Origin of the sequence: Streptomyces sp. NPDC096323, assembly GCF_040302845.1 — a bacterium.
Lineage (GTDB): Bacteria > Actinomycetota > Actinomycetes > Streptomycetales > Streptomycetaceae > Streptomyces.
Map to the genome: position 1 here is coordinate 55,978 of NZ_JBEOSI010000005.1, position 25,425 is coordinate 81,402.

General features: G+C 71.8%; 25 protein-coding genes and 1 pseudogene. 13 read left to right on the plus strand and 13 right to left on the minus strand.

What is annotated here, in order from left to right; translation table 11 throughout:
* Positions 1 to 50 precede the first annotated feature (50 nt).
* From ABTX18_RS15005 to ABTX18_RS15015, 3 genes are all read right to left on the minus strand, one after another.
* Positions 51 to 647 (minus strand): DUF6529 family protein, encoded by a 597-nt coding sequence (locus ABTX18_RS15005; RefSeq protein WP_352123155.1) that lies wholly within the window; start codon positions 645 to 647, stop codon positions 51 to 53.
* Between the two features lie 5 nt (positions 648 to 652).
* Complete coding sequence (locus ABTX18_RS15010; RefSeq protein WP_352123156.1) at positions 653 to 1,147, minus strand: COG4315 family predicted lipoprotein; 495 nt, start codon at positions 1,145 to 1,147, stop codon at positions 653 to 655.
* Between the two features lie 275 nt (positions 1,148 to 1,422).
* Positions 1,423 to 2,004, minus strand: a complete 582-nt coding sequence (locus ABTX18_RS15015; protein WP_352123157.1) for a COG4315 family predicted lipoprotein — start codon at positions 2,002 to 2,004, stop codon at positions 1,423 to 1,425.
* 234 nt (positions 2,005 to 2,238) lie between these two features.
* Here ABTX18_RS15015 and ABTX18_RS15020 point away from each other — a divergent pair.
* Positions 2,239 to 2,577, plus strand: a pseudogene (locus ABTX18_RS15020) (Crp/Fnr family transcriptional regulator); the annotation flags it as partial.
* A gap of 100 nt (positions 2,578 to 2,677) precedes the next feature.
* Entirely contained in the window at positions 2,678 to 3,097 is a 420-nt protein-coding gene (locus ABTX18_RS15025; RefSeq protein ID WP_352123158.1) for an SCO4983 family protein, read from the plus strand.
* A gap of 141 nt (positions 3,098 to 3,238) precedes the next feature.
* On the opposite strand, the gene ABTX18_RS15030 is transcribed toward ABTX18_RS15025, so the two are convergent.
* The 4 genes from ABTX18_RS15030 to ABTX18_RS15045 all read right to left on the minus strand — a co-directional run bounded on the left by ABTX18_RS15030 (position 3,239) and on the right by ABTX18_RS15045 (position 9,373).
* Complete coding sequence (locus tag ABTX18_RS15030; protein ID WP_352123159.1) at positions 3,239 to 5,803, minus strand: ABC transporter permease; 2,565 nt, start codon at positions 5,801 to 5,803, stop codon at positions 3,239 to 3,241.
* On the minus strand, positions 5,800 to 6,627 hold the full coding sequence (locus tag ABTX18_RS15035) for an ABC transporter ATP-binding protein (protein WP_352123160.1): 828 nt from the start codon (positions 6,625 to 6,627) through the stop codon (positions 5,800 to 5,802). Before ABTX18_RS15035 ends, ABTX18_RS15030 begins: the two co-directional genes overlap by 4 nt.
* Positions 6,628 to 6,748: 121 nt before the next feature.
* Positions 6,749 to 7,267, minus strand: a complete 519-nt coding sequence (locus ABTX18_RS15040; protein WP_352123161.1) for a hypothetical protein — start codon at positions 7,265 to 7,267, stop codon at positions 6,749 to 6,751.
* A 279-nt stretch (positions 7,268 to 7,546) separates the two neighbouring features.
* Entirely contained in the window at positions 7,547 to 9,373 is a 1,827-nt protein-coding gene (locus ABTX18_RS15045) for a phosphoenolpyruvate carboxykinase (GTP) (protein ID WP_352123162.1), read from the minus strand.
* Positions 9,374 to 9,582: 209 nt separating this feature from the next.
* On the opposite strand from ABTX18_RS15045, the gene trhA reads away from it, so the two are divergent.
* Both trhA and ABTX18_RS15055 read left to right on the plus strand, forming a co-directional pair.
* Positions 9,583 to 10,284, plus strand: coding sequence for a PAQR family membrane homeostasis protein TrhA (gene trhA / locus ABTX18_RS15050; protein ID WP_503061154.1), 702 nt, complete (start codon positions 9,583 to 9,585; stop codon positions 10,282 to 10,284).
* 96 nt (positions 10,285 to 10,380) lie between these two features.
* The gene (locus tag ABTX18_RS15055) at positions 10,381 to 11,010 is read left to right on the plus strand and encodes a TetR/AcrR family transcriptional regulator (RefSeq protein WP_352123163.1); all 630 of its coding nucleotides are present in this window, start codon (positions 10,381 to 10,383) and stop codon (positions 11,008 to 11,010) included.
* A 3-nt stretch (positions 11,011 to 11,013) separates the two neighbouring features.
* On the opposite strand, the gene ABTX18_RS15060 is transcribed toward ABTX18_RS15055, so the two are convergent.
* Positions 11,014 to 13,035, minus strand: a complete 2,022-nt coding sequence (locus ABTX18_RS15060; protein WP_352123164.1) for a thioredoxin domain-containing protein — start codon at positions 13,033 to 13,035, stop codon at positions 11,014 to 11,016.
* Positions 13,036 to 13,216: 181 nt separating this feature from the next.
* On the opposite strand from ABTX18_RS15060, the gene ABTX18_RS15065 reads away from it, so the two are divergent.
* The 3 genes from ABTX18_RS15065 (at position 13,217) to ABTX18_RS15075 (ending at position 17,460) form a co-directional block, all read left to right on the plus strand.
* Positions 13,217 to 13,804 (plus strand): DUF2975 domain-containing protein, encoded by a 588-nt coding sequence (locus ABTX18_RS15065; RefSeq protein ID WP_352123165.1) that lies wholly within the window; start codon positions 13,217 to 13,219, stop codon positions 13,802 to 13,804.
* Complete coding sequence (locus ABTX18_RS15070; RefSeq protein ID WP_352123166.1) at positions 13,804 to 14,055, plus strand: helix-turn-helix domain-containing protein; 252 nt, start codon at positions 13,804 to 13,806, stop codon at positions 14,053 to 14,055. Before ABTX18_RS15065 ends, ABTX18_RS15070 begins: the two co-directional genes overlap by 1 nt.
* 135 nt (positions 14,056 to 14,190) lie before the next feature.
* A complete protein-coding gene (locus ABTX18_RS15075) occupies positions 14,191 to 17,460 on the plus strand; it encodes a tetratricopeptide repeat protein (protein ID WP_352123167.1) in 3,270 nt (1,089 codons plus the stop codon).
* Between the two features lie 208 nt (positions 17,461 to 17,668).
* Here the strand turns inward: ABTX18_RS15075 and ABTX18_RS15080 are convergent, their stop codons facing one another.
* Together ABTX18_RS15080 and mca are read right to left on the minus strand one after the other, a co-directional pair.
* Positions 17,669 to 17,902 carry a hypothetical protein gene (locus ABTX18_RS15080; protein WP_352123168.1) on the minus strand — a complete coding sequence of 78 codons (234 nt, stop codon included), beginning with the start codon at positions 17,900 to 17,902 and terminating at the stop codon, positions 17,669 to 17,671.
* A 1-nt stretch (position 17,903) separates the two neighbouring features.
* Complete coding sequence (gene mca / locus ABTX18_RS15085) at positions 17,904 to 18,785, minus strand: mycothiol conjugate amidase Mca (RefSeq protein ID WP_352123169.1); 882 nt, start codon at positions 18,783 to 18,785, stop codon at positions 17,904 to 17,906.
* 97 nt (positions 18,786 to 18,882) lie between these two features.
* On the opposite strand from mca, the gene ABTX18_RS15090 reads away from it, so the two are divergent.
* Together ABTX18_RS15090 and greA are read left to right on the plus strand one after the other, a co-directional pair.
* Positions 18,883 to 19,293 carry a DUF4307 domain-containing protein gene (locus ABTX18_RS15090; protein WP_352123170.1) on the plus strand — a complete coding sequence of 137 codons (411 nt, stop codon included), beginning with the start codon at positions 18,883 to 18,885 and terminating at the stop codon, positions 19,291 to 19,293.
* 189 nt (positions 19,294 to 19,482) lie between these two features.
* Positions 19,483 to 19,980: a transcription elongation factor GreA gene (gene greA / locus ABTX18_RS15095; protein WP_352123171.1), complete on the plus strand. Its 498-nt coding sequence runs from the start codon at positions 19,483 to 19,485 to the stop codon at positions 19,978 to 19,980.
* A gap of 57 nt (positions 19,981 to 20,037) precedes the next feature.
* On the opposite strand, the gene ABTX18_RS15100 is transcribed toward greA, so the two are convergent.
* The 3 genes from ABTX18_RS15100 to ilvA all read right to left on the minus strand — a co-directional run bounded on the left by ABTX18_RS15100 (position 20,038) and on the right by ilvA (position 23,309).
* Positions 20,038 to 20,889, minus strand: coding sequence for an ABC transporter permease (locus ABTX18_RS15100; protein WP_352123172.1), 852 nt, complete (start codon positions 20,887 to 20,889; stop codon positions 20,038 to 20,040).
* The gene (locus ABTX18_RS15105; RefSeq protein ID WP_352123173.1) at positions 20,886 to 21,890 is read right to left on the minus strand and encodes an ATP-binding cassette domain-containing protein; all 1,005 of its coding nucleotides are present in this window, start codon (positions 21,888 to 21,890) and stop codon (positions 20,886 to 20,888) included. The genes ABTX18_RS15100 and ABTX18_RS15105 overlap by 4 nt, the downstream gene beginning before the upstream one ends.
* Positions 21,891 to 22,079: 189 nt before the next feature.
* Complete coding sequence (gene ilvA, locus ABTX18_RS15110) at positions 22,080 to 23,309, minus strand: threonine ammonia-lyase (protein WP_352123174.1); 1,230 nt, start codon at positions 23,307 to 23,309, stop codon at positions 22,080 to 22,082.
* Positions 23,310 to 23,465: 156 nt separating this feature from the next.
* Between ilvA and ABTX18_RS15115 the strand changes: the two genes are divergently transcribed.
* The 4 genes from ABTX18_RS15115 to ABTX18_RS15130 all read left to right on the plus strand — a co-directional run bounded on the left by ABTX18_RS15115 (position 23,466) and on the right by ABTX18_RS15130 (position 25,420).
* Positions 23,466 to 23,996, plus strand: coding sequence for a MarR family winged helix-turn-helix transcriptional regulator (locus ABTX18_RS15115; protein WP_352123175.1), 531 nt, complete (start codon positions 23,466 to 23,468; stop codon positions 23,994 to 23,996).
* Positions 23,997 to 24,090: 94 nt separating this feature from the next.
* Positions 24,091 to 24,585, plus strand: a complete 495-nt coding sequence (locus tag ABTX18_RS15120; protein WP_352123589.1) for a sigma factor-like helix-turn-helix DNA-binding protein — start codon at positions 24,091 to 24,093, stop codon at positions 24,583 to 24,585.
* Positions 24,582 to 24,833: a hypothetical protein gene (locus tag ABTX18_RS15125; RefSeq protein ID WP_352123176.1), complete on the plus strand. Its 252-nt coding sequence runs from the start codon at positions 24,582 to 24,584 to the stop codon at positions 24,831 to 24,833. The genes ABTX18_RS15120 and ABTX18_RS15125 overlap by 4 nt, the downstream gene beginning before the upstream one ends.
* A gap of 179 nt (positions 24,834 to 25,012) precedes the next feature.
* A complete protein-coding gene (locus ABTX18_RS15130; RefSeq protein WP_352123177.1) occupies positions 25,013 to 25,420 on the plus strand; it encodes a YciI family protein in 408 nt (135 codons plus the stop codon).
* The last annotated feature ends 5 nt before the right edge of the window (positions 25,421 to 25,425 follow it).

Consider the following 25,425-nt stretch of genomic DNA (forward strand, 5'->3'; position numbering starts at 1 on the left):
TCGGCGTCCTACGGCCGGTCGATCTTAGGGCAACGTGTCCGACCGTGTGCTCAGGTCGAGGGGAAGCCCGGGGCCGCGCCGCCGCCGAGTTGCCAGAGGGCCGCCGTGTACCACAGGAGAGCCACACCGAGCACGAGCAGGGAGCCCATCGCAGGGAGCAGCCAGCCGGGAAGGTGCCGGCTGCGTACGACGATCACCTTGGCCACGAACGCGCCGTAGAACGCGCATCCGGTGAAGGAGTGGATCGCTACCCGCGGGGACGTCGTCTCGATCCCGTAGGTCATCAGGCAGTGGTAGGCGATCGGCAGGGAGAAGACAAGGGCCAGGAGCCCGAGCACCCGGTGCCCGAGCCGCACGGGCCGGGACGCGGGCCGGGCACCGGGCACGCGGCCGTACATCCACAGGGCGAGACAGAGCTGAATGAGCGCGACGCACAGCAGGGCGCTGCCGAGCCGCGCTTTCAGATCCATGGCGGTGATGCCGTGTTCGCCGTAGAGACCACTGTTGAAGTCAGGCGTGTGCTGCTCGCCGAAGAGGTAGGTGCCGACGCCGACCGCGACGGGAACGAGGACACCAAGAACACCGAGGGCAGCGCGGGCAGCGGGACTCCGTCTCCGGTTTCCGCGGTCGCCGCTCGCCCCGCTCACGCCGCTCAGTTCACGACCTGCTTGCCCTTGGCGTCCAGCACGTACCACGCGGCGCCGAACTGGTCGAGTCCCTGGCCGTTGGTCTGGCCGGGATCGGTGTCGCCCGCGTAGTAGTAGAGGGGGTGGCCGTTGTACGTGACCTGTTCGGCCGACCCTGAACGCTTGGTGAGGCCGAGCAGCTTCTCGTCCACCCCCTTGCCGGCTTCGGCGGTGCCCTTGCTCATCAGCGGTGGCCAGGCTTCGGCACAGTCTCCGGTGCACTTCGACTGGTTCTTCTTGTCGGCGAGGAACAGATACAGGGTGCGGCCCTTGTCGTCGACGAGAATGGTGCCGAGTTTTCCGGCGGTCTTCGTTTTCACGATGGCCTGCTCGACCTTCGTGGAGGTCGTCGAACCGTAGCCGTCCGCCGAGGAATCTCCGGAGCTGTCGGAGCAGCTGCTCAGGGTCGCGGTGAGCAGGGCTGTGGCAGCACAGATGGCTGCCATGGATGTGCGCTTCATCGAGGGCTCCGCTGATGGGCGTGGTACGGGCTCGACATTCCTGCCCGCCTTCGTGGGCCTCTCCCAGGGCCGCCGGCAAGACCACTCACCCAGCTCACTTCGCTGGGTCGGTGGCGCGGACCGGCGCCGATGGCCGGGCAGCCTCGCGAGGGCCGGGACGCCGGCGGCGTCCGGCGCGCTGCTCGAGGGCCCGACGCAGCACGAGGCAGTCCTGGGTGGCTTCCGGGTCGGCTGTGCCGCTCTTCGCCCCGCCCTCGGAGGCGGACCGGCGGGGATCAGTAGCCGTTGCCGGTGTCGTTCGTCGGCTGAGTGGTGATCTTCTTGCCCTCGGGGCTGATGACGTACCACTTGGCGCCGAACGCGTCGGTGGCCTGTCCGTTGGCGTCACCGGCCTTCCGGTCCCCGTTGAAGCGGTACAGCGGGTGGCCGTTGTACGTCACCTGCTTCTTGCCGCCGCTCCGGGGCGTCGTCTTCAGCAGGTCCGACTTGACCCCGCTGCCTGCGGTCGGTGCGTCCGTGTCGAGGAGCGGCGGCCATGACTTGGCGCAGGAGTCGTCGCAGTTGGACTTGTTCTTGGTGTCCTTGTCGAACACGTAGAGCGTCATGCCCTTGCTGTCCACGAGGGACTTGCCGAACGTGCCCTTCTTCGCGGAGACGGTCGCGGCGGACGACTTGGTCGCGGCGGGGGACTTCGACGCCGCGGCGGGGACATCGACCTGACGGCCGCTGTTCTGCCCGCCGGTGTCGGCCCCGCGGGTGCTGCCACCGGCGGACCCGTTGTCGGAGCATCCGGCTGCCGCGGCCGCCAGCAGCAGTGCCGAAGACAGCAAGGCGGCCGTCCTGGTGTGGCGTGTCATCACTGGCTCCTCAGTCCTCGGCCACCTCGGCGGGGCCGTTGGTCACAGTCGACAGCAGGCGCCGGGGGCGGGCCACCCGGGAGGAGCCACCCGGGCTGTCCCCGGCGGACGGCCGGGACCACCCCCGAAACCGCGGCACCAACGTGGTGCCGTCAGCCGGCTCCCGCACGCTTCCGGGACGTGGTGCGATGCGGGCGGTGGGACGTACCGGTCCGGCGGATCGCCCTGCGGACCGTCCGGTGCCACTCGGGACCGCCCAGCCGGGACGACATGGACGAACTCCTCTGCCGCCGCCGGGGTACCAGGTTCTTCCTGGCCCACCCGAGGACGATCGCCGCGATCGGGCGCCAGTCCGACGCCCGTGGGCTGTAAAGGCGTCATCGGCCTGCGCCGGACCGGTCTGCCGGACGAGTACAAGCCGGGCCTGTCGGTGCGCTTCATGGGCCTGAGCGAGCAGGCCCTCATCTCGTACCTGGTCACCACCTACTTCACTCCGCGGCGATCCTCGTTCCCCACGCGCCCGGCGTGCTGGAGAACGTGCAGATCGCCCGCAAGCGCGGCTGGGGCCTTTAGACAAGCTTTGCCGCTGCCCGGCCATCCAGCCTCGAAGACAGACAACTTTAGACTGAATCCAAGCTAGGATGGTCCTCACAGCATCACCAGGAGGCCATCCATGTACGAACCGATCCGCACCAAATCGGTCCACACACCGGCCGACCACGCCGGCGACTTCCCGCACCGCACCCGCGAGGAGGAGCTGGACATTCAGCTCGCCGGGCACCTGGCGGCGCTGCTCGCGGTCACCGACGAACTGGGTCTCGGCGAGGCGGGCGACCGCATCGCCGGACAGGTAGCCAGGCTGCGCGGCGCACCGCCCGCCCGGCACGCGCGCCTGAGCGACGCGCCCGCGATCACCCTCCACCGCCGTGCCCACGCCCTCGCGGGCCGGGCGCTGGTCGTGGCGGCGTCCCGCGCCGACACGGTGGTCGCGATCCTCTCGGCCGAGCGTATGGACGCCCACACCGCAGCGGTCTCCGCCGCTGCCGCCGCCGACTCCCCCGCCGCTCCGCCGCGGCTGGTCGGCGCCCTCTGACGGCCCCGGTCCACAGCCGTCGAGGCGCGTGGACCGGGTGCCACCTCTTTCGTGAGGGGCGGGAGCGACATGTTGTCGGCTGCCGCCCCTCACGCATGCGGCGGGACCGACGTGCTGTCCGTTGCGCCCCTCAGGCATGAGCTACGACGACCGGCGGCGCAGCACGGCTCGCCCCGGCAGCGTGACCGCGAGCAGGGCCAGGCCGCAGGCGGCGGCCGCGAAGGATCCGTACAGCAGCGGGGGTACGTACGGCCCTTCGCCGGTCGTGCCGCGCATCATCGGGATCAGCGTGGCCGCCGCGATCGCGGAGCCGAGGACGACGCCGACGACGGAGACGAGCAGACTCTCCCATCGCAGCATCCGGAGCACCTGGCGCCGGGTGGAGCCGACGAGGCGCAGGGTGCCCAGTTCGCGGCGGCGGTCGAGGACCGTCATCACCAGCGTGTTGACGGCGGCGATGGCGGCGAAGCCGCCGAGGACCGCGGCCATGGTGGTGTTGGACCAGGCGCCCAGCTTCGCGTCGAGGTTCTGCTCGGTGGCGTAGCCGGAGGCATCGGTGACCTGGCCCAGGGCGGTGAGGTCCTTCTCCGCGCCGCCGCGTACCAGCAGCGTACGGTCGAAGCCCGAGGTGACGTGCCCGGCGAGGGACGCCCGGTCCATGGTCACCGCCGCCAGACCGAGGCCGCGTCCGTAGACGGCGACGATCTGCGGGCTGACCTCGGTGCCGTCCGGGAGGTAGAGCGGCAGCTTGTCGCCGACGCCGGCGTCGGCCGAGTTCGCCAGGGTCCTGTCGATGGCGATGCGGCCGGTGCCGATCCGGTCGAGGCTGCCCTCGCGTACGTCCAGGTCCTGCACCTGCGCGAGTTCGGCGCCCGAGCCGGTGACGCCCTGGGTCGACGCGCCGAGGAGCGACTTGAACTCGCCGGAGCCGACCGGCACCAGCACCTGTGTGTCCAGCAGGCCGACGGCCGCCTCCACGCCCGGTGCGCGGGCGGCCCGGGCCGCCGCGTCCGCCGGGAGCCCGGCCGGGTCGGTGACCACGTGGTCCGCGGTGATGCCCGCGCGCAGTTGCTTGTCGGCCACGTGGTTCTCGCTCGTGTGCATGAAGACGAGCGTCGAGCCGAAGGCCATGGCGAGCACGATGGGCGTGATCGCGGAGGCGAGGCGGCGGGCGTTGGTACGGGAGTTGGCGGCCGCGAGCTGAGCGGCCGGGCCCGCCCCGCGCAGCGGGAGGCCGAAGAGGCCCGCGGACACCCGCGCCACGATCGGTCCGAGCAGCCCGACCGCGAGCATGAAGAGCATGACGACGCCGAGGGCGGCGCCGGCCGCGTCGTCCCCCGCGGAACCGGCGGACACCCCGGTGAGGACGGCGCCGCCGACGAGGGCGCCGATGCCCAGCACCGTACGGAACACTCCCGGCCGCAGCCGCTCCACCGACGCATCCGTCAGCGCCTGGCCCGGCCTGGTCCTCGCGGGCCTGCGCCCGGCCGCCCAGCCCGCGGCGAGCGCGGTGAGCAGGCCGATGCCGACGGCGACGAGAAGGGGCAGGCCGGAGACGTGCACCCGCACCGCCTCGGGGATCGCCCCCCGGTCCTGCAGCTGCCCGAACCACCAGCGCGCGAGCCCGATGCCGGGCAGGCAGCCGAGGATTCCGGCGAGCGGCGCGACGAGCAGTCCCTCGGAGGCGACCGCGCGGCGGATCTGGCGCGGGGTGGCTCCGACGGCCCGCAGCAGCGCGAATTCGCGGGCCCGCTGGGATACGGACAGGGCCACGGTCCCGGCCGCGGTGAAGATGGCCACGATGGCGGCGATGCCGCCGAAGGAGCCGCCGATCCCGAAGAGCGTCTGCTTGGCGTAGCCGAGGCCCGGGTCCTCGATGGCGCCCCGGTCGTCGCCGACGTGCACGTCGGCGCCGGAACCGGCGAGGGCCTTCTTCACGGAGCCGGCGAGGGCGTCGGCGTCGCTGCCGTGCTTCGCCAGTACGGCGATGGCGTCCGCCTTGCCGGGGTGGCCGGCAAGCGTGGGCGCCTGGGCGTCGGCGAACCAGGCGAGGGCGGCGGCTCCCGTGTCGTGGGCGGTGTCCGCGGATCCGGCCCGGGCGACGCCCGCGACGCGGAACTCTCCCTGCCCGGTGGCGGTGCGCAGGGCGACGGTGTCGCCGACGGAGGCGTGCGCGGTGCGGGCCGTTCCCGCGTCGAGCACGACTTCGCCTTCACGGGGCGCGGAGCCGGTGGTCAGCGCGGTGCCGGTGAAGGCGTGCGAGCCCCATCCGTGCCCGGTGAGCACGCCGCCCGGAACGGGCAGTTCGCGGGCGCCGGTGGCGTGCTGCCCCGGGGCGGCCCCTTCGTCGGCCGCCGCCCGCACCGGGAAGGTGAAGTCGGGGACGGCGGCGGCCACGCCCTGGGCGGTGGCGGCCTTCGCCACCAGTCCGGCGTCCAGCCGTGCCGTGTCCGGCAGCGGGACCGCCTCTTCCTCACGGTCCTCGCCGCTGCCCGTGACGAGGTATTCGTACTGGTCCGCCGCCACGACGACCGGCGCGTTCGCGTACCGCTCGGGTGGCACCGACGCGCGCAGGCCGGTCTCCAGGAGGATGCCGCAGGCCGACACGATCAGCGCGGACATCATCAGCGCGACGAAGGTGCCCGCGAACGACGCGGGCTTGAAGCGGACGGCCGCGCGGGCGAGACCGTTGGGGACGAATCTCACGCCGCAACCCCCGCCATAGCGCCCACAGGGGCGGTACGGGAGGTGAGCGCCGTCATCCGCGCGGCGATCTGCTCCGCCGACCCGCGCTCCAGGCCGCCGGCGAACGCACCGTCGGCGAGGAACAGCACCCGGTCGGCCCAGGCTGCCGCGGCCGGATCGTGGGTGACCATGACGACGGTGGCGCCGAGGGCGTCCACCGCGTGCCGCAGGAGGCCGAGGACCTCGGCGGCGGTGCCGGTGTCGAGGGCGCCGGTGGGCTCGTCCGCGAAGACCACGTCCGGGCTGCTGACCAGGGCGCGGGCGACGGCCACGCGCTGCTGCTGGCCGCCGGAGAGCTCGCCGGGCCTGCGCCTCGCCTTGCCGGCGAGGCCGACCTGTGCGAGGACGGCGTCCGCCCGGCGGCGGTCCTGGCGCTGCCCGGCGAGGCGCATGGGGAGCAGTACGTTCTGCTCGACGGTGAGCGAGGGCAGCAGGTTGAAGGCCTGGAAGACGAAGCCGATGCGGTTGCGGCGCAGCTCGGTGAGCTCGTTCTCGCTCATGCCGGTGATCTCCGTGCCGCCCAGGCGGACCGATCCCGAGGTGGGCCGGTCGAGCCCGGCGGCGCACTGCAGGAAGGTGGACTTGCCGGATCCGGAGGGGCCCATGACCGCGGTGAACGTGCCGCGCGGCAGGGCGAGGTCGACGCCCGCGAGCGCGTGCACGGTGCCCGCGCCGCGGCCGTACTGCCGCCGGACGCCGAGGAGCTCGACGGCGGCCGCGGACGTGCCGGGCGGCCCCTCCGGCCGGCCGGCCGCTTCCCGCTGCTTGCCGTTGCGTCGCCTCATGATCTGCCCCTTCGCGCTCTGCTCGTGCTGACGGTGCACAGCGTGCGGGGACGGCCGGGCGCCGGGCGTCATACCCCGGAGCCAATGTGAGGGTGCTACCGCGGTAGGGGGTGGGCCCCCGTCACGGGACGGGGTTCGCCGGCCTCCGGGCCAGCGCGGTCGACAGGAACGTCACGTCGGCGAGCACGCACTGCGGCCCGCCCCGCACCGGGACCGGCCCGGTGATCCGGCTGCTCGCGCTCGCGCCCACCGCCAGGTCCTTGAAGACGACGGTGCGCTTTCCCGCCGGCTCGCTCCTGCCCTCGCCCCCGTCCTTGCCCCGCTGGTCACGGAACGCGAGGTGCACCGTGAAGCTCCCGGGCCGATTCGCCTGGCTCGTGACCCGCACCTCGGCCACGGGGTCACCCGTGAGCGCGTCCTTCCGGCAGGAGGAGATGCTCACGTCCTGGGACGGGAAACGCAGTCCCTCGTGGTTCTTCCCCGAGGCGTAGAAAAACGCCACCACGAGCGCGACCGGCGACAGGACCAGCAGCGAGACCATCACCACTGTCAGGGCCACCACCCAGCGCGGGGTGCGGGCGCGCCGGGGCGGCATGCCGGTGTGCTGGTCCGGGTACGGCGGCAGACCGGCGTAAGTCATGATCCCGCTCCCCCTGCTCCCCGCACCCCCCGGCACGGCCCGGTCAAACGTAAGCCGGGGTACGCGCCCGGGACAGCTCGGACCGGTCACAACCGGAGTACGGACACGGCAGGCCGGGGCACCCGTGACAGCCGAGCCCCCCGGGGAAAGGGAGTGGCCCCCGCAACCGCTGCCGGTTCCGGGGGCCAGGGCCGTGTTCGTGCACGTCCCTACCGCGGCGGGCCGTTGACCCCACAGGTCAGGGCGGATGTCGGGGGCCGACCGCGGAGTTTCGGGGGATCAGCCCAGGCGCTCGACCAGCGCCCGGTACTCGTCCCACAGGCCCTTCGGCGTGTGGTCGCCGAAGGTGTTGAGGTGCTCGGGGATCAGCGCCGCCTCCTCGCGCCAGACCTCCTTGTCCACGTTGAGCAGGAAGTCCAGGTCGGACTCGGACAGGTCCAGGCCCTCGGTGTCGATCGAGCCCTTGGCCGGCAGGATGCCGATCGGGGTCTCGACGCCCTCGGCCTTGCCCTCCAGGCGCTCGACGATCCACTTCAGGACGCGGCTGTTCTCGCCGAAGCCGGGCCAGACGAACTTGCCGGCCTCGTTCTTGCGGAACCAGTTCACGTAGTAGATCTTCGGGAGCTTCGACTGGTCCGGCTTGTCCGCGCCGACCTTCAGCCAGTGGTTCATGTAGTCGCCCATGTTGTAGCCACAGAACGGCAGCATGGCGAACGGGTCGCGGCGCAGCTCGCCGACCTTGCCCTCGGCGGCGGCGGTCTTCTCGGAGGCGACGTTCGCTCCGAGGAAGACGCCGTGCTGCCAGTCGAAGGACTCGGTGACCAGCGGGACGGCCGAGGCGCGGCGGCCGCCGAAGAGGATGGCCGAGATCGGCACGCCCTTCGGGTCCTCCCACTCGGGGGCGATGATCGGGCACTGGCCGGCCGGGACGGTGAAGCGGGCGTTGGGGTGGGCGGCGGGCGTGCCGGACTCGGGGGTCCAGTCGTTGCCCTTCCAGTCCGTGAGGTGCTGCGGAAGCTCCTCGGTCATGCCCTCCCACCAGACGTCGCCGTCGTCGGTGAGCGCGACGTTGGTGAAGACGGAGTTGCCCCACATGGTCTTCATGGCGTTGGCGTTGGTGTGCTCGCCGGTGCCGGGCGCGACGCCGAAGAAGCCGGCCTCGGGGTTGATCGCGTAGAGGCGGCCGTCCTCACCGAACCGCATCCAGGCGATGTCGTCGCCGATGGTCTCGACGGTCCAGCCGGAGATCGTGGGCTCCAGCATGGCCAGGTTCGTCTTGCCGCAGGCGCTCGGAAACGCGGCGGCGACGTACTTCGACTCGCCGCGCGGCGGCGTCAGCTTGAGGATCAGCATGTGCTCGGCGAGCCAGCCCTCGTCGCGTGCCATCACGGAGGCGATGCGCAGCGCGTAGCACTTCTTGCCGAGCAGGGCGTTGCCGCCGTAGCCGGAGCCGTACGACCAGATCTCGCGGTCCTCGGGGAAGTGCGAGATGTACTTGGTGGAGTTGCAGGGCCACGGGACGTCCTCCTGGCCCTCCTCCAGGGGTGCGCCGAGCGTGTGGACGGCCTTGACGAAGAAGCCGTCGGTGCCGAGCTCGTCAAGGACGGCCTGTCCCATGCGGGTCATGGTGCGCATGGAGACGGCGACGTACGCGGAGTCGGTGATCTCGACGCCGATGGCGGAGAGCGGCGAGCCGACGGGGCCCATGCAGAAGGGCACGACGTACATGGTGCGACCCCGCATCGAGCCGCGGAAGACACCCTTCTCCCCCACGAAGATCTCCCGCATCTCGGCGGGGTCCTTCCAGTGGTTCGTCGGACCGGCGTCCTCCTCCTTCGCGGAGCAGATGAACGTCCGGGTCTCGACGCGGGCGACATCGCTGGGGTCGGAGGCGGCGTAGTACGAGTTCGGGCGCTTGATCTCGTCGAGCTTGGTGAACGTGCCCTTGGCGACGAGCTCCCCGCACAGGCGCTCGTACTCGGCCTCGGAACCGTCGCACCAGACCACTCGGTCCGGCTCGGTCAGGGCTGCGATCTCGTCGACCCAGGCGACGAGCTCCTGGTGGTGGGTGGGGACAGTGAGGGGAGCCGCGATGTCTCGCGCCACGATCGCTCCTTGATGAGGGTGTGTGTTTGGTAGGCCCCGTGGGGGCTGCGACCCGGATGCTTCTACCCTTTCGAATTCCCTGGCGCTCATCCGGTGCCGACCGCACTCATTTGATCATCCGACCGATCCGCCCATATGTCCAGGGGGCCGCCCACGTGAGCATCGCCACTCGGATCCGATACCTACGGACGCGTAGGTACGATGCGGGAATGACTGCTCCCGCCGCCGCGCCCGACCCCGCCGGGCTGAAACCTGCCGGAACCGACGACGACGCCGAGCTGAAGCCACGCATGCGCGGCTGGCTGCACGCCGGGATGTTCCCGGCGGTCCTCATCGCGGGCATCGTGCTCATCGCACTCGCGGACAGCACCCGCGCCCGGATCGCCTGCGGGATCTACATAGCGACGGCGTGCCTGCTCTTCGGCGTGAGCGCGGTCTACCACCGCGGTACGTGGGGGCCGCGCGGCGAGGCCGTACTGCGCAGGCTCGACCACGCGAACATCTTCCTGATCATCGCGGGCACCTACACCCCGCTGACCCTGCTCCTGCTGCCCGAGTCCACGGGGACGCCGCTCCTGTGGGCGGTCTGGGCGGCGGCGGTCGCGGGCATCGCCTTCCGGGTCTTCTGGGTCGGCGCCCCGCGCTGGCTCTACACCCCCTGCTACATCGCGATGGGCTGGGCGGCGGTCTTCTTCCTGCCGGACTTCATGCGGGCCGGCGGGGTCGCGGTGCTGGTGCTCGTCGTCGTCGGCGGGCTGCTCTACAGCGCCGGCGGCGTCATCTACGGCATCAAGCGGCCGAACCCGTCACCGCGCTACTTCGGCTTCCACGAGGTCTTCCACTCGCTGACCCTGGCGGCCTTCGTCGTCCACTACGTCGGCATCTCCCTGGTGGCCTACAACCACGCCTGAGCACCCCCCGCACGCCCCCTCCGCTCCACGAAGGGCCGCGGCCCTTCGTGGAGGACGATGGGCCGCGGCCCCGGCCGATCCCCGACAATGGCGACCATGGCCGCCACCCCCCGTACCTCCTCCCTCACCGCACCCGACGCACAGCCGATGGGGCTGCGCGAGCGCAAGAAGCTCAAGACACGGGTCGCGATCCGGACGGCGACGTACCGCCTCATCCAGGAGCAGGGCTACGAGGCGACGACCATCGAGCAGATCGCGGAGGCGGCCGAGGTGTCGCCGAGCACGGTGCTCCGGTACTTCGCCACCAAGGAGGACATCGTCCTCACCGACGCGTACGACCCGCTCATGGTGACCGCGCTCCGCAGCCGCCCGCTGGACGAGCCTCCGCTGGAGTCCCTGCGGCTGATGATGCGCGAGGCCCTGACGTCGTTCGTCACCGCGGAGGAAGAGGAACTGCGCCGGCGCACCCGGCTGATGGTGGAGATCCCCGCCATCCGCGCGCGGATGACGGAGACCATGTCGGACACCGCGAAGCTGCTCTCCCAGGTCCTCGCCGACCGGACCGGCCGCAGCGCGGACGACCTGCGCATCCGGATCTTCACCGCGGCGGTGCTGGGAGCGCTGCGCGAGGTCACGCTGTACTGGGGCGAGCACGGCCAGGAGGGCGACCTGATCACGATGATCGACGAGGCGCTGGACACCCTGGAGACCGGCCTGCGGCTGTGAGCCTCAGCTCCCGGCGCCCCTGAGCGCCCCGGCCAGCACCTCCGGGTCCGTCGTCGGCGCCTCGCAGACGAAGTGCCTGCACACATACGCCGTCGGCGCACCGCCCAGCATCGGGCGCTCCGCCAGCAGCGGGAACTCCGACCCCGCCGTCTCCCCCGCCGCGACCACCGCGCCGGGCGCCCGCCCGAGCAGGGCCGTACGGTGCAGGGCGCCGCCGACCGGTCCGGCGACCGCCACCTCGCGCGGCCCGTCGAGCAGCGCCTCGGCCACCGCGAGCCCCCAGCCGATGAACCGCGGCGCCCGCGGGCCCAGCGCCTTCACCACGCCCAACGCGCCTTCCGCGGCCGTGCGGTGGGGCTCCGATCCGGTGTACGCGGCGTACGAGAGGAGCGCACCGGCCGCCGCCGTCCAGCCGGCCGGGGTCGCGCTGTCGGTGGGGTCCTGCGGGCGGCGGATCAGTTGCTCGGCGTCGTCCGCCGTGTCGTACAACTGCCCGCCCTCGCCGGTGAAGTGCTGGAGCACGATGTCCGTGAGGAAGCCCGCGAACTCCAGCCAGGTCCCCTCGCCGGTGACGGCGGCCAGGGCCAGGAAGCCCTCCGCGACATCGCCGTAGTCCTCCAGCACGCCGTCGTGCGTCCCGGCGACACCGTCCTTGGACGTGCGGACGAGCCGGGCGACGGGGCCCATGTGGAGCCGCACCAGCAGGTCGGCCGCCTCGGTGGCGCGCTCGATCAGGTCGGGCCGGTCGAAGTACGCCCCGGTCTCGGCGAGGGCTGCGATCGCGAGCCCGTTCCACGCCGCGACCACCTTGTCGTCCCGCCCGGGCCGGGCCCGCAGCTCGCGGGCTGCGAGCAGCCGGGCCCGTACGTCGGCGGCGCGCGCCTCGTCCGTGGTCTGTGCCGCCGGGAGCTGGAGCACCGAGGATCCCTCCTCGAAGGTGCCCTCCTCGGTCACCGCGAAGAGCTCGGCGGCGTACGCGGCGTCCTCCTCGCCCAGCACCTCGCGCAGCTGGGCGGGCGTCCAGACGTAGTACGCGCCCTCGACGTGCCTGCCGTCCGCGTCCTCGCTGTCGGCGTCCAGCGCGGAGGCGAAGCCGCCCTCCGGGGTGCGCAGTTCCCGGACCATGAAGTCGGCGGTCTCCAGCGCCACCCGGCGTGCGGACTCCGACCCGGTGGAGCGCCACAGATGGGCGTACACCCGGCAGAGCAGCGCATTGTCATAGAGCATCTTCTCGAAGTGCGGGACGACCCACTCCCGGTCCACCGCGTAGCGGGCGAATCCGCCGCCGAGCTGGTCGTAGATCCCGCCCCTGGCCATCGCCTCGCAGGTGTCGGCCGCCATCTGGAGCGCGCCGTCGGCCCCCGTGCGGGCGTGGTGGCGCAGCAGGAACTCGATCGCCATCGACGGCGGGAACTTGGGCGCGCCGCCGAAACCGCCGTGCTTCTGGTCGTACTCACGGGTCAGCCCGAGCAGCGCCTGGGCGAGCTCCGGCTCGCCGGGCAGGCCCTCGCCGCCGTGGGCGAGGGTGCGCTCGGACAGGTCGTGGACGATGCGCGAGGCGACCTCGCCGACCTCGTCACGCCGGTCGGTCCAGGCCGCCACGACCCCTTCGAGCACCTGCTGGAAGGACGGCATCCCGTGGCGGGGCGCGGGCGGGAAGTACGTACCGAAGTAGAAGGGCTCGGCGTCCGCGGTGAGGAAGACGGTCATCGGCCAGCCGCCCTGGCCGGTCGCCGCCTGCACGGCCTCCATGTAGACGGCGTCGACGTCGGGGCGTTCCTCGCGGTCGACCTTGACACACACGAAGTGCTCGTTCATGTACGCGGCGGTGGCCTCGTCCTCGAAGGACTCGTGCGCCATGACGTGGCACCAGTGGCACGCGCTGTAGCCGACGCTCAGGAGCACGGGCACGTCGCGCCGCCGGGCCTCTTCGAACGCGGCCGTCTCCCACGGCCACCAGTCGACCGGGTTGTCCGCGTGCTGGAGGAGGTACGGGGACGTGGCCTGCGCAAGTCGGTTGGACATGCCCCCATCCTTGCGCACGCGCCTCCGCCCCGCCCATACGCCACAGGGGGCCATGCGCGAACAGAGGGGAGGAGTGCCGGCTCGCATCCTCCCGACGCGGGCGAGACCAGAGGCGACTTGTCGAATATCGATATGTTCCACTAGCCTCCTCCATATCGACCATCGATATGGAGGGTTGTGCGTGAACACACGGATGACGAGGGCTCTGGCCTCGGTCACCTTCGGCCTGGCCGTGCTCTGCGGGCTCGCCTGCCTCGGCACGGCGGCCACCCACATGCTCGACGACGGCGCGGTCTGCGTGAAGACGGGGTTCTGGGCCAACGCCTCGTTCGGGCCGGACGGCCTGCCCGTCGGCGAGGGCGTGAAGGCGTCCAGCAGCACGGCGCGCCTCTGCCAGGACGATCCCTCCGTGGGGCAGCGGGCCGCCGACCTCGGGGGCGAACTGCCCTGGCTGCTGTTCGGCGCCCTCGCGCTCCTGCTCTTCTCCCGGCTGCTGACGGGCGTCCTGCGGCAGGGGCCGTTCACGGACACGGTGGCGCGACGGCTCTCGGCTCTCGGCTGGTTCGTCACCGTGGGCACACCGCTGGCCGGCCTCGTCGTCGGCTGGTCACAGTCCTGGCTCGCCGCCGGCATGTCGCCGGTGATGGACTCCGGGCCGGGCCTTTCCGGGCCGATGGCCCTGGTCCTCGCCGGCCTGGCCGCGGTGATCCTGGGGCGGATCATGCGCGAAGGCGTGCGCATGCGCGAGGACATCGAAGCGACGATCTGATGCCCGACGACGAAGCCCACAGCATCCGGATCCACCTCGACCGCGTCCTCGCCGAGCGTGGCATGACACTCACCGAACTCTCCTCACAGGTGGGGATCACCGTCGTCAACCTGTCCGTGCTCAAGAACGGGCGGGCCAAAGCCGTACGCTTCTCGACCCTGTCGAAGATCTGCGAAGTCCTCCGGTGCCAGCCGGGAGACCTGATCACGCACGACCCGTCCGCCCCGTCCGGCCCCGCCGGACCGGCCTGACCCGCCGCCGCTGACCGCGAGAGTCCGGTTTCTCCTCGCGGACTCCCTGTCGCGCACCGCTCCCGCACAGGAGACTGGTAGCTCGCGCGGCCGGGTCGCCGGACCGGCCGAAGGGGCAGGAACCGAGGGGGACGTATGCGGGACAGCCACCGGGCGGAAGCCGAACGGCTGTTGGCACGGGCCGTGGAGGAAGAGGTGCGCCGCTCCGGCGGCCGGACCGACCCCGGCCCGCTGATGGCACGCGGCCGCGCCGCGATGGACACGCTGGCGGCCGCGGCAGGCGACGAGTACACCGCGTACACCCAGGCCCTCGACGCCGCATCGGCCGGGCAGCAGCCCCTGGGCCGGCGGTTCAACCGGGCCACGCTCGGAACGCCCCTGCTGGTCACGGGGGTTGCCGCCGCCGCGGCCTTCGGTGCCGACGTCGCCCTCGGCACGGCGTCCGGTCTGGCACTCGGCGCGGGCGCCGTCGTCGCGGTCGCCGGCGCCACCGCCACCGTCGCCAAGGTCACCGCCTCGCACTGGCCGGCCGCGCACCGCCGGGCCGGAGCCCTCGGACAGCCCGGTGGCACCGAACAACTGCGCCTCCAGTGGCTGACGGCCCTGGAGGTACGGGGCATCCGCCCCTTCATCGACCAGCAGCGCATGCTGACCGCCTCCTCCCGCACCCCGGCGAAGAAGAAGGCCGCAGCGGACCGGACCGCACCGCAACTGCGCGGCGGGGACCGCAGCGCGGCTGCCCGCATGCGCGCGCTCCTGGAGCAGTCGTTCGGCCACCTGCCCACCGCGGAAGGCGAGTTCGCGGGACGCCGGGCCGAACTGGCCCGCATCGCCCAGTGGGTGCAGGCCGCCCGCGCGTCGACGGAGACGAAGCCGGCCGTCGTCGTCCTGCACGGGCCACCGGGCGCCGGGCGCACCACCCTGGCCGTGCGGGCGGCCCACAGCCTCAAGGACCAGTTCCGGGGCGCGTGCGTCGTCGACCTGCGCGGCGGCGCGGACGACGAACCGCCCCTGCCGACCCGGGACGCGCTGCTGCATCTGCTGAACCGGCTCGGCGCCCCCCGCGAACAACTGCTCTTCCGTGACAGCTCCTCCGCCGAGCAGCAGGTGCGCCGGCTCAGCGAGCTCTACCACCAGCACCTGACCGGCACCCCGGTGACGGTCATCCTCGACGACGCGAGCGACGCCGAGCAGGTCCGGACCCTGATCCCGGAGCGCTCGGACAGCCTGGTCCTGGTCACCGCCCGCGAGCCGCTCGACCTGCCGGAGTCCCTGCCGGCGTGGGTGCACCAGCTGGAGGTGGGGGCGCTGGACGCGGCGGGCGCGGAGGAGCTGCTGCGCGGGGCGTCCCAGGACGACGGGCAGGGCCCGTACGACTTCCCGGCCGGTGAGGCGATCACCGAGCTGTGCGGCGGCCTGCCACTCGCGCTGCGGATAGCGGGCTCCTCGCTCGGGGAGCGCACCCCCAGCACCCTGGCCGCCGATCTGGCCGCCTACGGACCGGTCCCGCCGGTCGAGCGGGCCCTGTGGCTGCGCTACACCGACCAGTCCGAGCAGGCCAGGCGGCTGCTGCGGCGTCTCGCGCTGGCCGGTCGCGCCAGCCTCGGCGCCGCGGCCGCCGCGGCGCTCCTGTCGGCCGACGAGCAGGAGGCCGGACGGCTGCTGACCGCCCTGTCCCGGGCCGGGCTGCTGGACCACGTACGGGGCTCCCGCTACCGGCTGCACGATCTCGTACGGGGCTTCGCCCTGGCCCGGCTGAACGACGAGGAGGAGGCCGCGGACCGCACCGCCGCACAGGAACGGCTCATCGCGAACTACGCCGAACTGGCGGGCGCGGTGATCCGCATGGTCGACGGCAAGATGTCCACCCGGGCCGGGCAGTTCGGCCCGCACGGCTTCGGCTCCCTCGACGCGGCGCTGCGCTGGCTGGACGACGAGTCGAGCTTCATCACGTCCGCGCTGCGGCACAGCGAGGGCGTCGACCAGGGCGCGGTGCTCGACCTCCTGGGCGCGCTGTGCGACTACTGCCTGCTGCGCGGCGACCTCTACCGGCTGGGCGAGATCAGTGAGCTGACGCAGGCGGTCGACCAGGGGCTGCTGGAGCGGTCGGTGCAGTGGCGGACCGGTATCGCGGCCCGCCAGCTCGGCGAGCTGGACAAGGCCCGCACCACGCTGTCGTCCGTCGTCGGCCTGTACCGCGAGGCGCAGAACGACTCGGGTACGGCGCTGGCGCTGTGCTCGCTCGGCATCACTCTGCACCACCAGGGCAACCTGACGGAGGCGGCGGCCCGGCTGCGCGAGGCGATCGCGCTGCAGTCCTCCGCGTCCCAGGCCGCGGACCGGGCGTGGTCGCTGCACGCACTGGCCGCGGTGGAGCGGGACCGGGCCCGCCTGGCCGAGGCGCTGGAGCTCCTGGACACCGCGCTCCTCCTGCACCGCGAGGGCGAGTCGCTGCACGGGGAGGCGTGGACGCAGTTCCAGCTGGGCCAGGTGCGCCTGCGGATGGGCGATGTGGAGCGGGCGGAGACCGCGCTGCGTACGGCCCTGGATCTGTACGGGCGGACCCGGGACGAGCGGGGCGAAGCGTGGGCGCTGACCCAGCTGGCCCGGGCCCGGCTGCTGGACGGCGACCCGGCCCCCGCGGTCGAGCAGCTGAACGCGGCCCTGGCCCGCCACCGCGACAGCGAGGACGCCCGGGGTGAGGCGTGGACGCTGTACTACCTGGGCCAGGCGCTGGAGGAGGCCGGGGACACCGATCAGGCGGTACGGCAGCTGGAACGGGCCCGCACGATGTTCTCCCGGATGCGGGACGTGTACGGGCTGGCGTGCGCCCGCCACCACTCGGGACGCGTCACCCGCGACCAGCGGGCCGCGCAGACGGGCAACCTGCGCAATTCCGGTTTCGCCCGTCAGCTGCTGGTCGACGCCCGGGCAGACTTCCGCCGCATCGGGGTCGCGCACGGGGAGGCCTGGACGGCTCTGGAGCTGGTCCTGATCGACGCGGGCAACCAGCGCGCGCCGCAGGCCCTGGAGCTGTGCGGTGAGGCGGCCGCGCTGTTCGACTCGTACGGCGACGCGCGGGGCGCGGACTGGGCCCGCTTCCTGCGCTGCACGCTGCTGCCATACGCATCGCCGGGCGGCATCGAGGTGGGCACGGTGGTGGCCCAGCAGGAACTGGCCGACCTGATCGCGGCCGGCCATCCGACACGGGACGCGAAGCTGGACGACTGCGCGGAGGCGTTCCGGGTGGTCCTGAACCGGGGCGTGTCCCTGGAGGACGGCTGGCAGGCCTGGCGCCTGGGCCTGACCCCGACCCGCCAGGCCCGCGAAATCATGGGCGTGGCCATCCCACAGACGCCCAAAGCAAGCCCACCCGGCACATCAAGCCCGCCGCCCGGCAATTGAGAGCACCCATCGGACCACCCCGGCCCAAATCAAGCCCGCCCGGCGCATGAGGGCACCCAACGGACCACCCCGGCCCAAATCAAGCCCGCCCGGCGATTGAGGGCATCTTTTCAGCCCGTCCGGCGCTTGAGGACACCTCGCCAAGCCGGCCGACAACCCGGCGGGGGCACCCGCACCGGCACCCGCACCGGCCCGCCCCCGCCCCGCACTACTTCCGCTTCGCGGAACCCACAACCTCCGCGGCCCCGGCCGCGTCCGTCTCCTCCGGCGACTCCTCGAAGTCCACCTTCCCCATGTGCCGGTTCATGGACTTCATCAGCAGCCACACGCCCACGGCGAGCGCTGCGAAGACGATGAAGCCCAGGACCCCGGGGGTCACCTTGTTCTTGTCGAGTTCCTCGGCGAGCGGGACGAGGTGCGTCAGTGCCTGAGTCGCGTACATATCAGGCATTGTCGCGGATGCCCGCGAAGAGGTCGCTCTCGGGGAGGGAGGTATCGACGAGGGACTTCGCCAGCTCGTACTCCTCGGTCGGCCAGACCTCCCGCTGGATCTCCATCGGCACGCGGAACCAGCCGCCGTCCGGATCGATCTGCGTGGCGTGCGCGATCAGCGCCTTGTCACGGATCTCGAAGAAGTCCGCGCACGGAACGTGCGTGGTCAGCGTGCGCTCGGCGCGCTCGAACTCCTTCCAGCGCTCCAGCCAGTCCCCGTACGGCGACTCGAGGCCGCGGGCGAGCAGCGCCTCGTGCAGCGCGACCGTGCGCGGCTTGTTGAAGCCCTGGTTGTAGTAGAGCTTCTGGGGCGTCCAGGCGGGGCCGAACTCCGCCTCGGGGAACTTCTCGGTGTCCGCCGCTCCGTCGAAGGCGATCATCGAGATGGTGTGGGTCATGATGTGGTCGGGGTGCGGGTAGCCCCCGTTCTCGTCGTACGTGGTGACGACCTGCGGCCGGAACGCGCGGATCTTGGCGACGAGGCGCCCCGCCGCGACAGTCTCGTCCTCCAGCGCGAAGCAGCCCTCGGGCAGCGGCGGCAGCGGGTCACCCTCGGGCAGGCCCGAGTCGACGAAGCCGAGCCACTCCTGCTTGACGCCCAGGATCGCCCGGGCCTCGTCCATCTCCTTCTTGCGCACCTCGTGGATGTTCTCCTCGATGTACGCGTCGCCCTGGAGTTTCGGGTTGAGGATGGAGCCGCGCTCGCCTCCCGTGCAGGTCACGACCAGCACGTCCACCCCCTCGGACACATACTTGGCCATGGTGGCCGCGCCCTTGCTCGACTCGTCGTCGGGGTGGGCGTGTACGGCCATCAGTCGAAGCTGCTCAGTCAAGACTCGATCCTCAGTGATTGGTCGCGAAGTGCAACTTCTATAGTGACCGAACCGGGGGGTGGAAAATTCCTCGATCCCCGGTACGGGAGGAACGATCATGACGGCGGTGCGCGAGACGCTTCCCGAGAACCGTTACGGCCGCTCGGCGGACCAGCGCGCGGACCGCAAGCTCAGGATCATCGGCTCGGTCCTCGGCGTCGCCCTGCTGGGCGTGGTCGGCTGGATCGGTTACGACTATGTGGGCGGCCAGGCCCTCAGCGCCGAGATGATCAAGTTCAAGGTCGTCTCGGACGACCGCGTCGAGGTGCACCTCGAGGTCCGCAAGGACAAGGACGCCAAGGGCTACTGCACGCTCCGCTCGCAGAGCGAGGACGGCACGGAGGTCGCCCGCAAGGACTTCCGCTTCGACGGCGCCACCGACCGGATCGACCAGGTCCTCACCCTGCGGACGACGTCCCGGGCGACCGCCGTCGAACTGCTGAGCTGCACGGAGGACGGCGGCGCGTAGCGTTGACCGCCGCACGGGTGATGTAAGCGACTCCTGGCGACGCTGACCTGCGGTTTCCTACTCCGAGCCGTTTACCTTCTCCCCCTTTCCCCTGCGAATTGTTAGGCTCGTGGTTTCGCCCACCCGTGGAAGCGCATGCTTCGGGGTAGGGCGATGCTTTGTATTCCCAGTACCGACGAGGAGCACCCTGTGACCCAGACCAGCGAAAACGTCACCTGGCTCACGCAGGAGGCGTACAACCAGCTCAAGGCCGAGCTGGAGTACCTGTCTGGTCCCGCGCGCACGGAGATCGCCGTCAAGATCGCGGCGGCCCGTGAGGAGGGCGACCTGCGCGAGAACGGCGGGTACCACGCCGCCAAGGAGGAGCAGGGCAAGATGGAGCTCCGGGTGCGCCAGCTGACCCAGCTTCTGGAACACGCGAAGGTCGGCGAGGCGCCGGCCGACGACGGCGTGGTCGAGCCCGGCATGGTCGTGACGATCGCCTTCGACGGCGACGAGGACGACACGACGACCTTCCTGCTCGCCTCCCGCGAATACGCGAGCGCCGACATCGAGACGTACTCGCCGCAGTCCCCGCTCGGCGTGGGCGTGAACGGCAAGAAGATGGGCGAGAGCGCGGAGTACGAGCTGCCGAACGGCAAGACCGCCAAGGTGAAGATCCTTTCGGCGAAGCCGTACTCCGGCTGATCCGCACACCACACATGACAGAGCCCCGGCCGCACGCGGCCGGGGCTCTGTCCGTGCTCAGACGGCGACCGAGCGGTACTTGCGCACCGCGAGGGTCCGGAAGACCACGACGATCACCACGGACCAGATCAGCGAGGCCCAGACCGGGTGGACCATCGGCCAGGCGTCGGACGGAGAGACTCCCGGGTTGCCGAACAGCTCACGGCAGGCCTGGACGGTCGCGCTGAACGGGTTCCACTCGGCGATCGGCTGGAGCCAGCTCGCCATGTTCTCGGTGGGCACGAACGCGTTCGAGATGAACGTGACCGGGAAAAGCCAGATGAGCCCGCCCGAGGTCGCGGCCTCGGGGGTGCGGACGGACAGCCCGATCAGGGCGCCGATCCACGAGAAGGCGTAGCCGAGCAGCAGGAGCAGGCCGAACGCGCCCAGCGCCTTGGGGATGCCCTCGTGGACGCGCCAGCCGACGAGCAGCGCGACGATCGTGAGGACGATGACGGTGAGCGTGGTCTGGACGAGGTCGGCCAGGGTACGGCCGGTGAGGACCGCGCCTCGCGCCATGGGCAGCGACCGGAAGCGGTCGATCAGGCCCTTGTGCATGTCGTCGGCGATTCCGGCGCCCGCGCCGGCCGTGGCGAACGTGACCGTCTGGGCGAAGATGCCGGCCATGAGGAACTCGCGGTATCCGGCGGCGCTGGTCGAGCCGCCGATCACCAGCGAACCGCCGAAGACATAACTGAACAGCACCACGAACATGATCGGCTGGATGAGCCCGAACAGGACCACTTCTGGAATCCTGGTCATCCTGATCAGGTTCCGACGGGCCATGACAAGGGAGTCGCGGGCGGACTGGGCGATTCCGCCGCCCGCGCGGGGTGCGGGGGCGGCGGGTGTCTCGGTAAGGGCACTCACTTCTCTGCCTCCGGCCGGGCGGCGAGCCGCGTGTCGGTCCCGTTCTCCTCGGTCTTCTCCTGCTCGGCCGCGTGGCCGGTGAGGGAGATGAACACGTCGTCGAGGGTGGGGCGGCGCAGTCCGATGTCGTCGATCTCCACGCCTTGGGCGTCGAGGTCGCGGATGACCTCGGCGAGGAGTTTCGCGCCGCCGTCGACCGGGACGGTCAGTTTCCGCATGTGCGGGACGACGGTGGCCGCCCCCTTGCCCAGGCGGGTGAGGACGTCGCTCGCCGGTGCGATCTGGTCGGGCTGGTGCACGACGACCTCGACGCGTTCGCCGCCGGTGCGGGCCTTGAGCTGGTCGGAGGTGCCGCGGGCGATGACGAGACCGTGGTCGATCACGCAGATGTCGTGGGCGAGACGGTCGGCCTCCTCCAGGTACTGCGTGGTCAGCAGCAGCGTGGTGCCGCCGGCGACGAGTTCCTCGATGACCTCCCACAGTTGCTGCCGGTTGCGCGGGTCGAGGCCGGTGGTCGGCTCGTCCATGAACATGACCGGCGGGGAGACGACGAGCGCCGCCGCGAGGTCGAGCCGGCGGCGCATGCCGCCGGAGTACGTCTTGGTGGTCCGGTCGGCCGCGTCGGCCAGGTTGAACCGCTCCAGCAGTTCCACCGCCCGGACCTTCGCGTCGCGGAAGGACATCTGGTAGAGCTGGCCGACCATCTGCAGGTTCTCGCGGCCGGTCAGGTACTCGTCGACGGCGGCGAACTGGCCGGACAGCCCGATGGAGCGCCGCACCTCGTTGGGTTTCTTCAGTACGTCGATGCCCGCGACGAAGGCGCTGCCGCTGTCGGGCCTGAGCAGCGTCGTGAGGACGCGTACGGCGGTCGTCTTGCCGGCCCCGTTGGGGCCGAGAAGTCCGAGGACGGTGCCTTGCGGCACGTCGAGGTCGACGCCGCCGAGTGCTCGTACGTCTCCGAAGGTCTTCAACAGACCTTCGGCGTAGATGGCGCCTGGCATATGGGGTTCCCCCAGTGCGTTCGGTGACTTCCTCACAGATCCTAGATTTGCCCGTGTTGCCACGCCCGGTGAAGACACAGACGAACGTGTGTACGCTCCCGGGCCGGGCGCACGCACAGTAACGCGATACATCGCGTCCGACAAGGGATACGGATCGGTCATCGGTCGGGCCCGCGGTCGGGCCACCTGTCAGGTAAGGACGAGATAGCCCGCCCCGCGCAGTGCCGCCGCGACCTCCTCACAGTGCTCCGGGCCCTTGGTCTCCAGGTGGAGCTCCACCTCGGCCTCGGTGAGGCCGAGCCTGGGGTCCGTACGCACATGGCTGACGTCGAGGACGTTGGCGTCGGCCACCGTCAGCACGCCCAGCATGGTCGCGAGCGCGCCGGGGCGGTCCGTGAGGCGCAGCCGCAGGCTCAGATAGCGGCCGGCCGCCGACATGCCGTGGGTGAGGATGCGCTGCATCAGGAGCGGGTCCACGTTGCCGCCGGACAGCAGCGCCACCACCGGCCCGCGGAACGACTTGGGGTCGCTCAGCAGCGCCGCCACCGGGCTGGCCCCGGCCGGCTCCACCACCATCTTCGCCCGCTCCAGGCAGAGCAGCAGTGCGCTGGACAGCTCGTCCTCGGAGACCGTACGGACCTCGTCGACCAGCTCCTGGATGAGGCCGAACGGCACATCGCCGGGGCGTCCGACCTTGATGCCGTCCGCCATGGTCTGGACCGCGCCGATCGAGACGGGGTGGCCGGCGGCCAGGGAGGGCGGATAGGCGGCCGCGCCGGCGGCCTGCACGCCGATGATCCGCACATCGGGCCGGATCGCCTTCACGGCCACGGCGATGCCCGCGGCGAGACCGCCGCCGCCGATGCCGACGACGATCGAGCGCACCTCGGGGCACTGCTCCAGGATCTCCAGTCCCACCGTGCCCTGCCCCGCGATGATGTCGGGGTGGTCGAAGGGGTGGATGAAGACCGCGCCGGTGTCGTGCGCGTACTCCTGCGCGGCGGCGAGCGTCTCGTCGACGACGTGGCCGTGCAGCCGCACCTGCGCCCCGTACTCACGGGTCGCGGCGATCTTGGGCAGCGGTGCGCCGACGGGCATGAAGACCGTTGACCGTACGCCGAGCAGTGCAGACGCGAGCGCGACACCCTGCGCATGGTTTCCGGCGCTTGCGGCGACGACACCTGCGGCGCGTTCGACCGGGGACAGACCGGAGATGCGTACGTACGCGCCCCGCAGTTTGAACGAGCCGGTCCGCTGCAGGTTCTCGCACTTGAACTGGACGGGTGCGCCGACCAGCGCGGACAGATGGCGACTGCCCTCCAGCGGGGTGACCCGGGAGACCCCGGAGAGCATCTTCTGCGCCCCCCGGACGTCGTCGAGGATCAGCGGGGGAAAACGGCCGGGCGGCGGGAAGTTCATACCGCAAGTCTTGCAGCTGAAAGGGGTTGTGGGCGCCGCGGAAGGTGCCCTCATGCGGGGATGTCCGCAGGTTTGTGCGGCACTGGTACGCGTTGCCCCGGGGCCGCGTACTCTGTCCCCCACCCATCCGACACCGCACGAAGAGAGCTCCCGGCCATGCCCCCTCAGGACATGACGACTGCCGCGTCTCCTTCCGGGGGCGCCACCCCGGAGAAGCCGGGTCACGACCACCTTCTCGACGCTCTGCAGCACCAGGTGGCGGTCTTCGCCCGGCGTGCCGAACAGACCCGCCTCGGCGGCGTCGGCCAGGTGCGCAACTCCATGGACCGGGCCGCGTATCTGCTGCTCAACCGGCTGGACCGGGAAGGGCCCATGGGTGTCAAGGCGCTGGCCGCCGGGATGGGGATCGACTCCTCGACCGTGACCCGGCAGGTCGCACCGCTCGTGGACACCGGTCTGGTCAAGCGCACCTCGCACCCGGAGGACGGCCGTGCGGTCGTGCTCCAGTTGTCGCCGCGCGGCCAGGCCCGGCTGGACGAGGTACGGGCGTCGCGGCGCGAGTTGATGTCGCAGGTGACGGACGACTGGTCCGAGGACGAGCGGAACACGTTCTGCGCGCTGCTCACCCGCTTCAACGCCGCCCTGGCCGCGCGGCAGGCGGCGCACCAGACGCCGTCGGCGGGATAGCGCCCGTAGGGCCTGTGTGGAGTTGGCCCGCGGGACCCGTTTCCACCGGTCGTGGGGGTTGACCCGCGGACCGCGGGGCGCTCCGATGGACCTCGTGCGAGAGCGCCATACGGTCCGACAGCGGCGCCGTACCCAGGAGTTCGAGGCCTTCGTCGCGGGTGCGGCGGGCCGGCTGCTGCACACCGCGACCCTGCTCACGGCCGAACCCGCCGATCCGCCCGGGGCCAACGAGCGTGCGCGGCGGCTCCTGACGGCCGCGCTGGCCCGGACGTACGCGGACTGGGACGGGTTGCGCGGGGAGGACCCGTACAACCGCACCCGGCAGGAGCTGGCCACACGCTTCGCCCGGGAGGCGTGGCGCCATCACGGCCCGCGCGGCGGTCTGCTGGACCCGCTGACCCCGCAGGAGCGCCTCGTCCTGGTGCTGCGCCTGTACGAGGGGGTGCCGGAGGAGTCGACGGCGGCGCTGCTCGGTATTCCGGTGGACCGGGTCCGCGCGGTCTGCAACCGCTCGGTGGCCACCATGCGCGGCACCCGGGACCCGACCACGCGGTGGGGCCGCCCCAGGGCCCTGGGGGCCGCACCGTGAGCGGGACCGGGCGCAGGGAGGACGAGGTCCGGCGGATGCTGGAGACCGTCCGGCCGCAGGTGCCCGCCGACCTGGCGGCGCGGGCGGCGGAGCGCGGTGCCCGGCTGCTGCGCCGGCGGCGGGTGCTGCGCCGGCTGTGGCTGCTGGCGGCGGCCGGGGTGGTGGTGGCGTTCATGGTGTGGGCGGTGGTGGCCCAGCCGTGGCAGGCACCGCCCGCCGTGACGACGCCGCCGCTGGAGAGCTGGTAGGCGGCGGACCCCGGCCTCGCGGGCCGGCTCCCCTACGCTCGGCCGCGCGCGCGGAAACGCCTCGTTCGCGCACGCGGAAAAAAACTAGGTGGGACGGCGATGTCGAGAACCCGTGACCGGCTCCGTCCCTGGGGTGAACGCGGCCACAAGGGGCCGCACGAGCACCAAGGAGAACCATCATGGCGAAGTACCTGCTGCTGAAGCACTACCGCGGCGCCCCGGCCGCGGTGAACGACGTGAGCATGGACCAGTGGACGCCGGAGGAGATCTCGGCCCACATGCAGTACATGAACGACTTCGCGGCCGGGCTGGAGAAGACGGGTGAGTACGTCGACGGTCAGGCGCTCGCCCCCGAGGGTGCGTGGGTCCGGTACGACGGTGAGGGGCGCCCGCCGGTCACCGACGGACCGTTCGCCGAGACGAAGGACCTCATCGCCGGCTGGATGATCATCGACGTCGACAGCTACGAGCGCGCCGTCGAGCTGGCCGGGGAGCTGTCGGCCGCCCCCGGTGCGGGCGGCAAGCCGATCCACGAGTGGCTGGAGCTGCGCCCGTTCCTGACCGCGGCGCACACGATCACGGAGTGACCTTC

Excerpts from the sequence above, each read along its gene's own strand:
- ABTX18_RS15105 (WP_352123173.1), bottom strand. The coding sequence starts at position 21,890 with ATGCCAGGCGCCATCTACGCCGAAGGTCTGTTGAAGACCTTCGGAGAC.
- ABTX18_RS15060 (WP_352123164.1), bottom strand. The coding sequence starts at position 13,035 with ATGTCCAACCGACTTGCGCAGGCCACGTCCCCGTACCTCCTCCAGCAC.
- ABTX18_RS15070 (WP_352123166.1), top strand. The coding sequence starts at position 13,804 with ATGCCCGACGACGAAGCCCACAGCATCCGGATCCACCTCGACCGCGTC.
- ABTX18_RS15130 (WP_352123177.1), top strand. The coding sequence starts at position 25,013 with ATGGCGAAGTACCTGCTGCTGAAGCACTACCGCGGCGCCCCGGCCGCG.
- ilvA (WP_352123174.1), bottom strand. The coding sequence starts at position 23,309 with ATGAACTTCCCGCCGCCCGGCCGTTTTCCCCCGCTGATCCTCGACGAC.
- trhA (WP_503061154.1), top strand. The coding sequence starts at position 9,583 with ATGACTGCTCCCGCCGCCGCGCCCGACCCCGCCGGGCTGAAACCTGCC.
- ABTX18_RS15035 (WP_352123160.1), bottom strand. The coding sequence starts at position 6,627 with ATGAGGCGACGCAACGGCAAGCAGCGGGAAGCGGCCGGCCGGCCGGAG.
- ABTX18_RS15115 (WP_352123175.1), top strand. The coding sequence starts at position 23,466 with ATGCCCCCTCAGGACATGACGACTGCCGCGTCTCCTTCCGGGGGCGCC.
- ABTX18_RS15040 (WP_352123161.1), bottom strand. The coding sequence starts at position 7,267 with ATGACTTACGCCGGTCTGCCGCCGTACCCGGACCAGCACACCGGCATG.
- ABTX18_RS15075 (WP_352123167.1), top strand. The coding sequence starts at position 14,191 with ATGCGGGACAGCCACCGGGCGGAAGCCGAACGGCTGTTGGCACGGGCC.
- ABTX18_RS15010 (WP_352123156.1), bottom strand. The coding sequence starts at position 1,147 with ATGAAGCGCACATCCATGGCAGCCATCTGTGCTGCCACAGCCCTGCTC.
- ABTX18_RS15090 (WP_352123170.1), top strand. The coding sequence starts at position 18,883 with ATGACGGCGGTGCGCGAGACGCTTCCCGAGAACCGTTACGGCCGCTCG.
- ABTX18_RS15015 (WP_352123157.1), bottom strand. The coding sequence starts at position 2,004 with ATGACACGCCACACCAGGACGGCCGCCTTGCTGTCTTCGGCACTGCTG.
- ABTX18_RS15055 (WP_352123163.1), top strand. The coding sequence starts at position 10,381 with ATGGCCGCCACCCCCCGTACCTCCTCCCTCACCGCACCCGACGCACAG.
- ABTX18_RS15080 (WP_352123168.1), bottom strand. The coding sequence starts at position 17,902 with ATGTACGCGACTCAGGCACTGACGCACCTCGTCCCGCTCGCCGAGGAA.
- ABTX18_RS15025 (WP_352123158.1), top strand. The coding sequence starts at position 2,678 with ATGTACGAACCGATCCGCACCAAATCGGTCCACACACCGGCCGACCAC.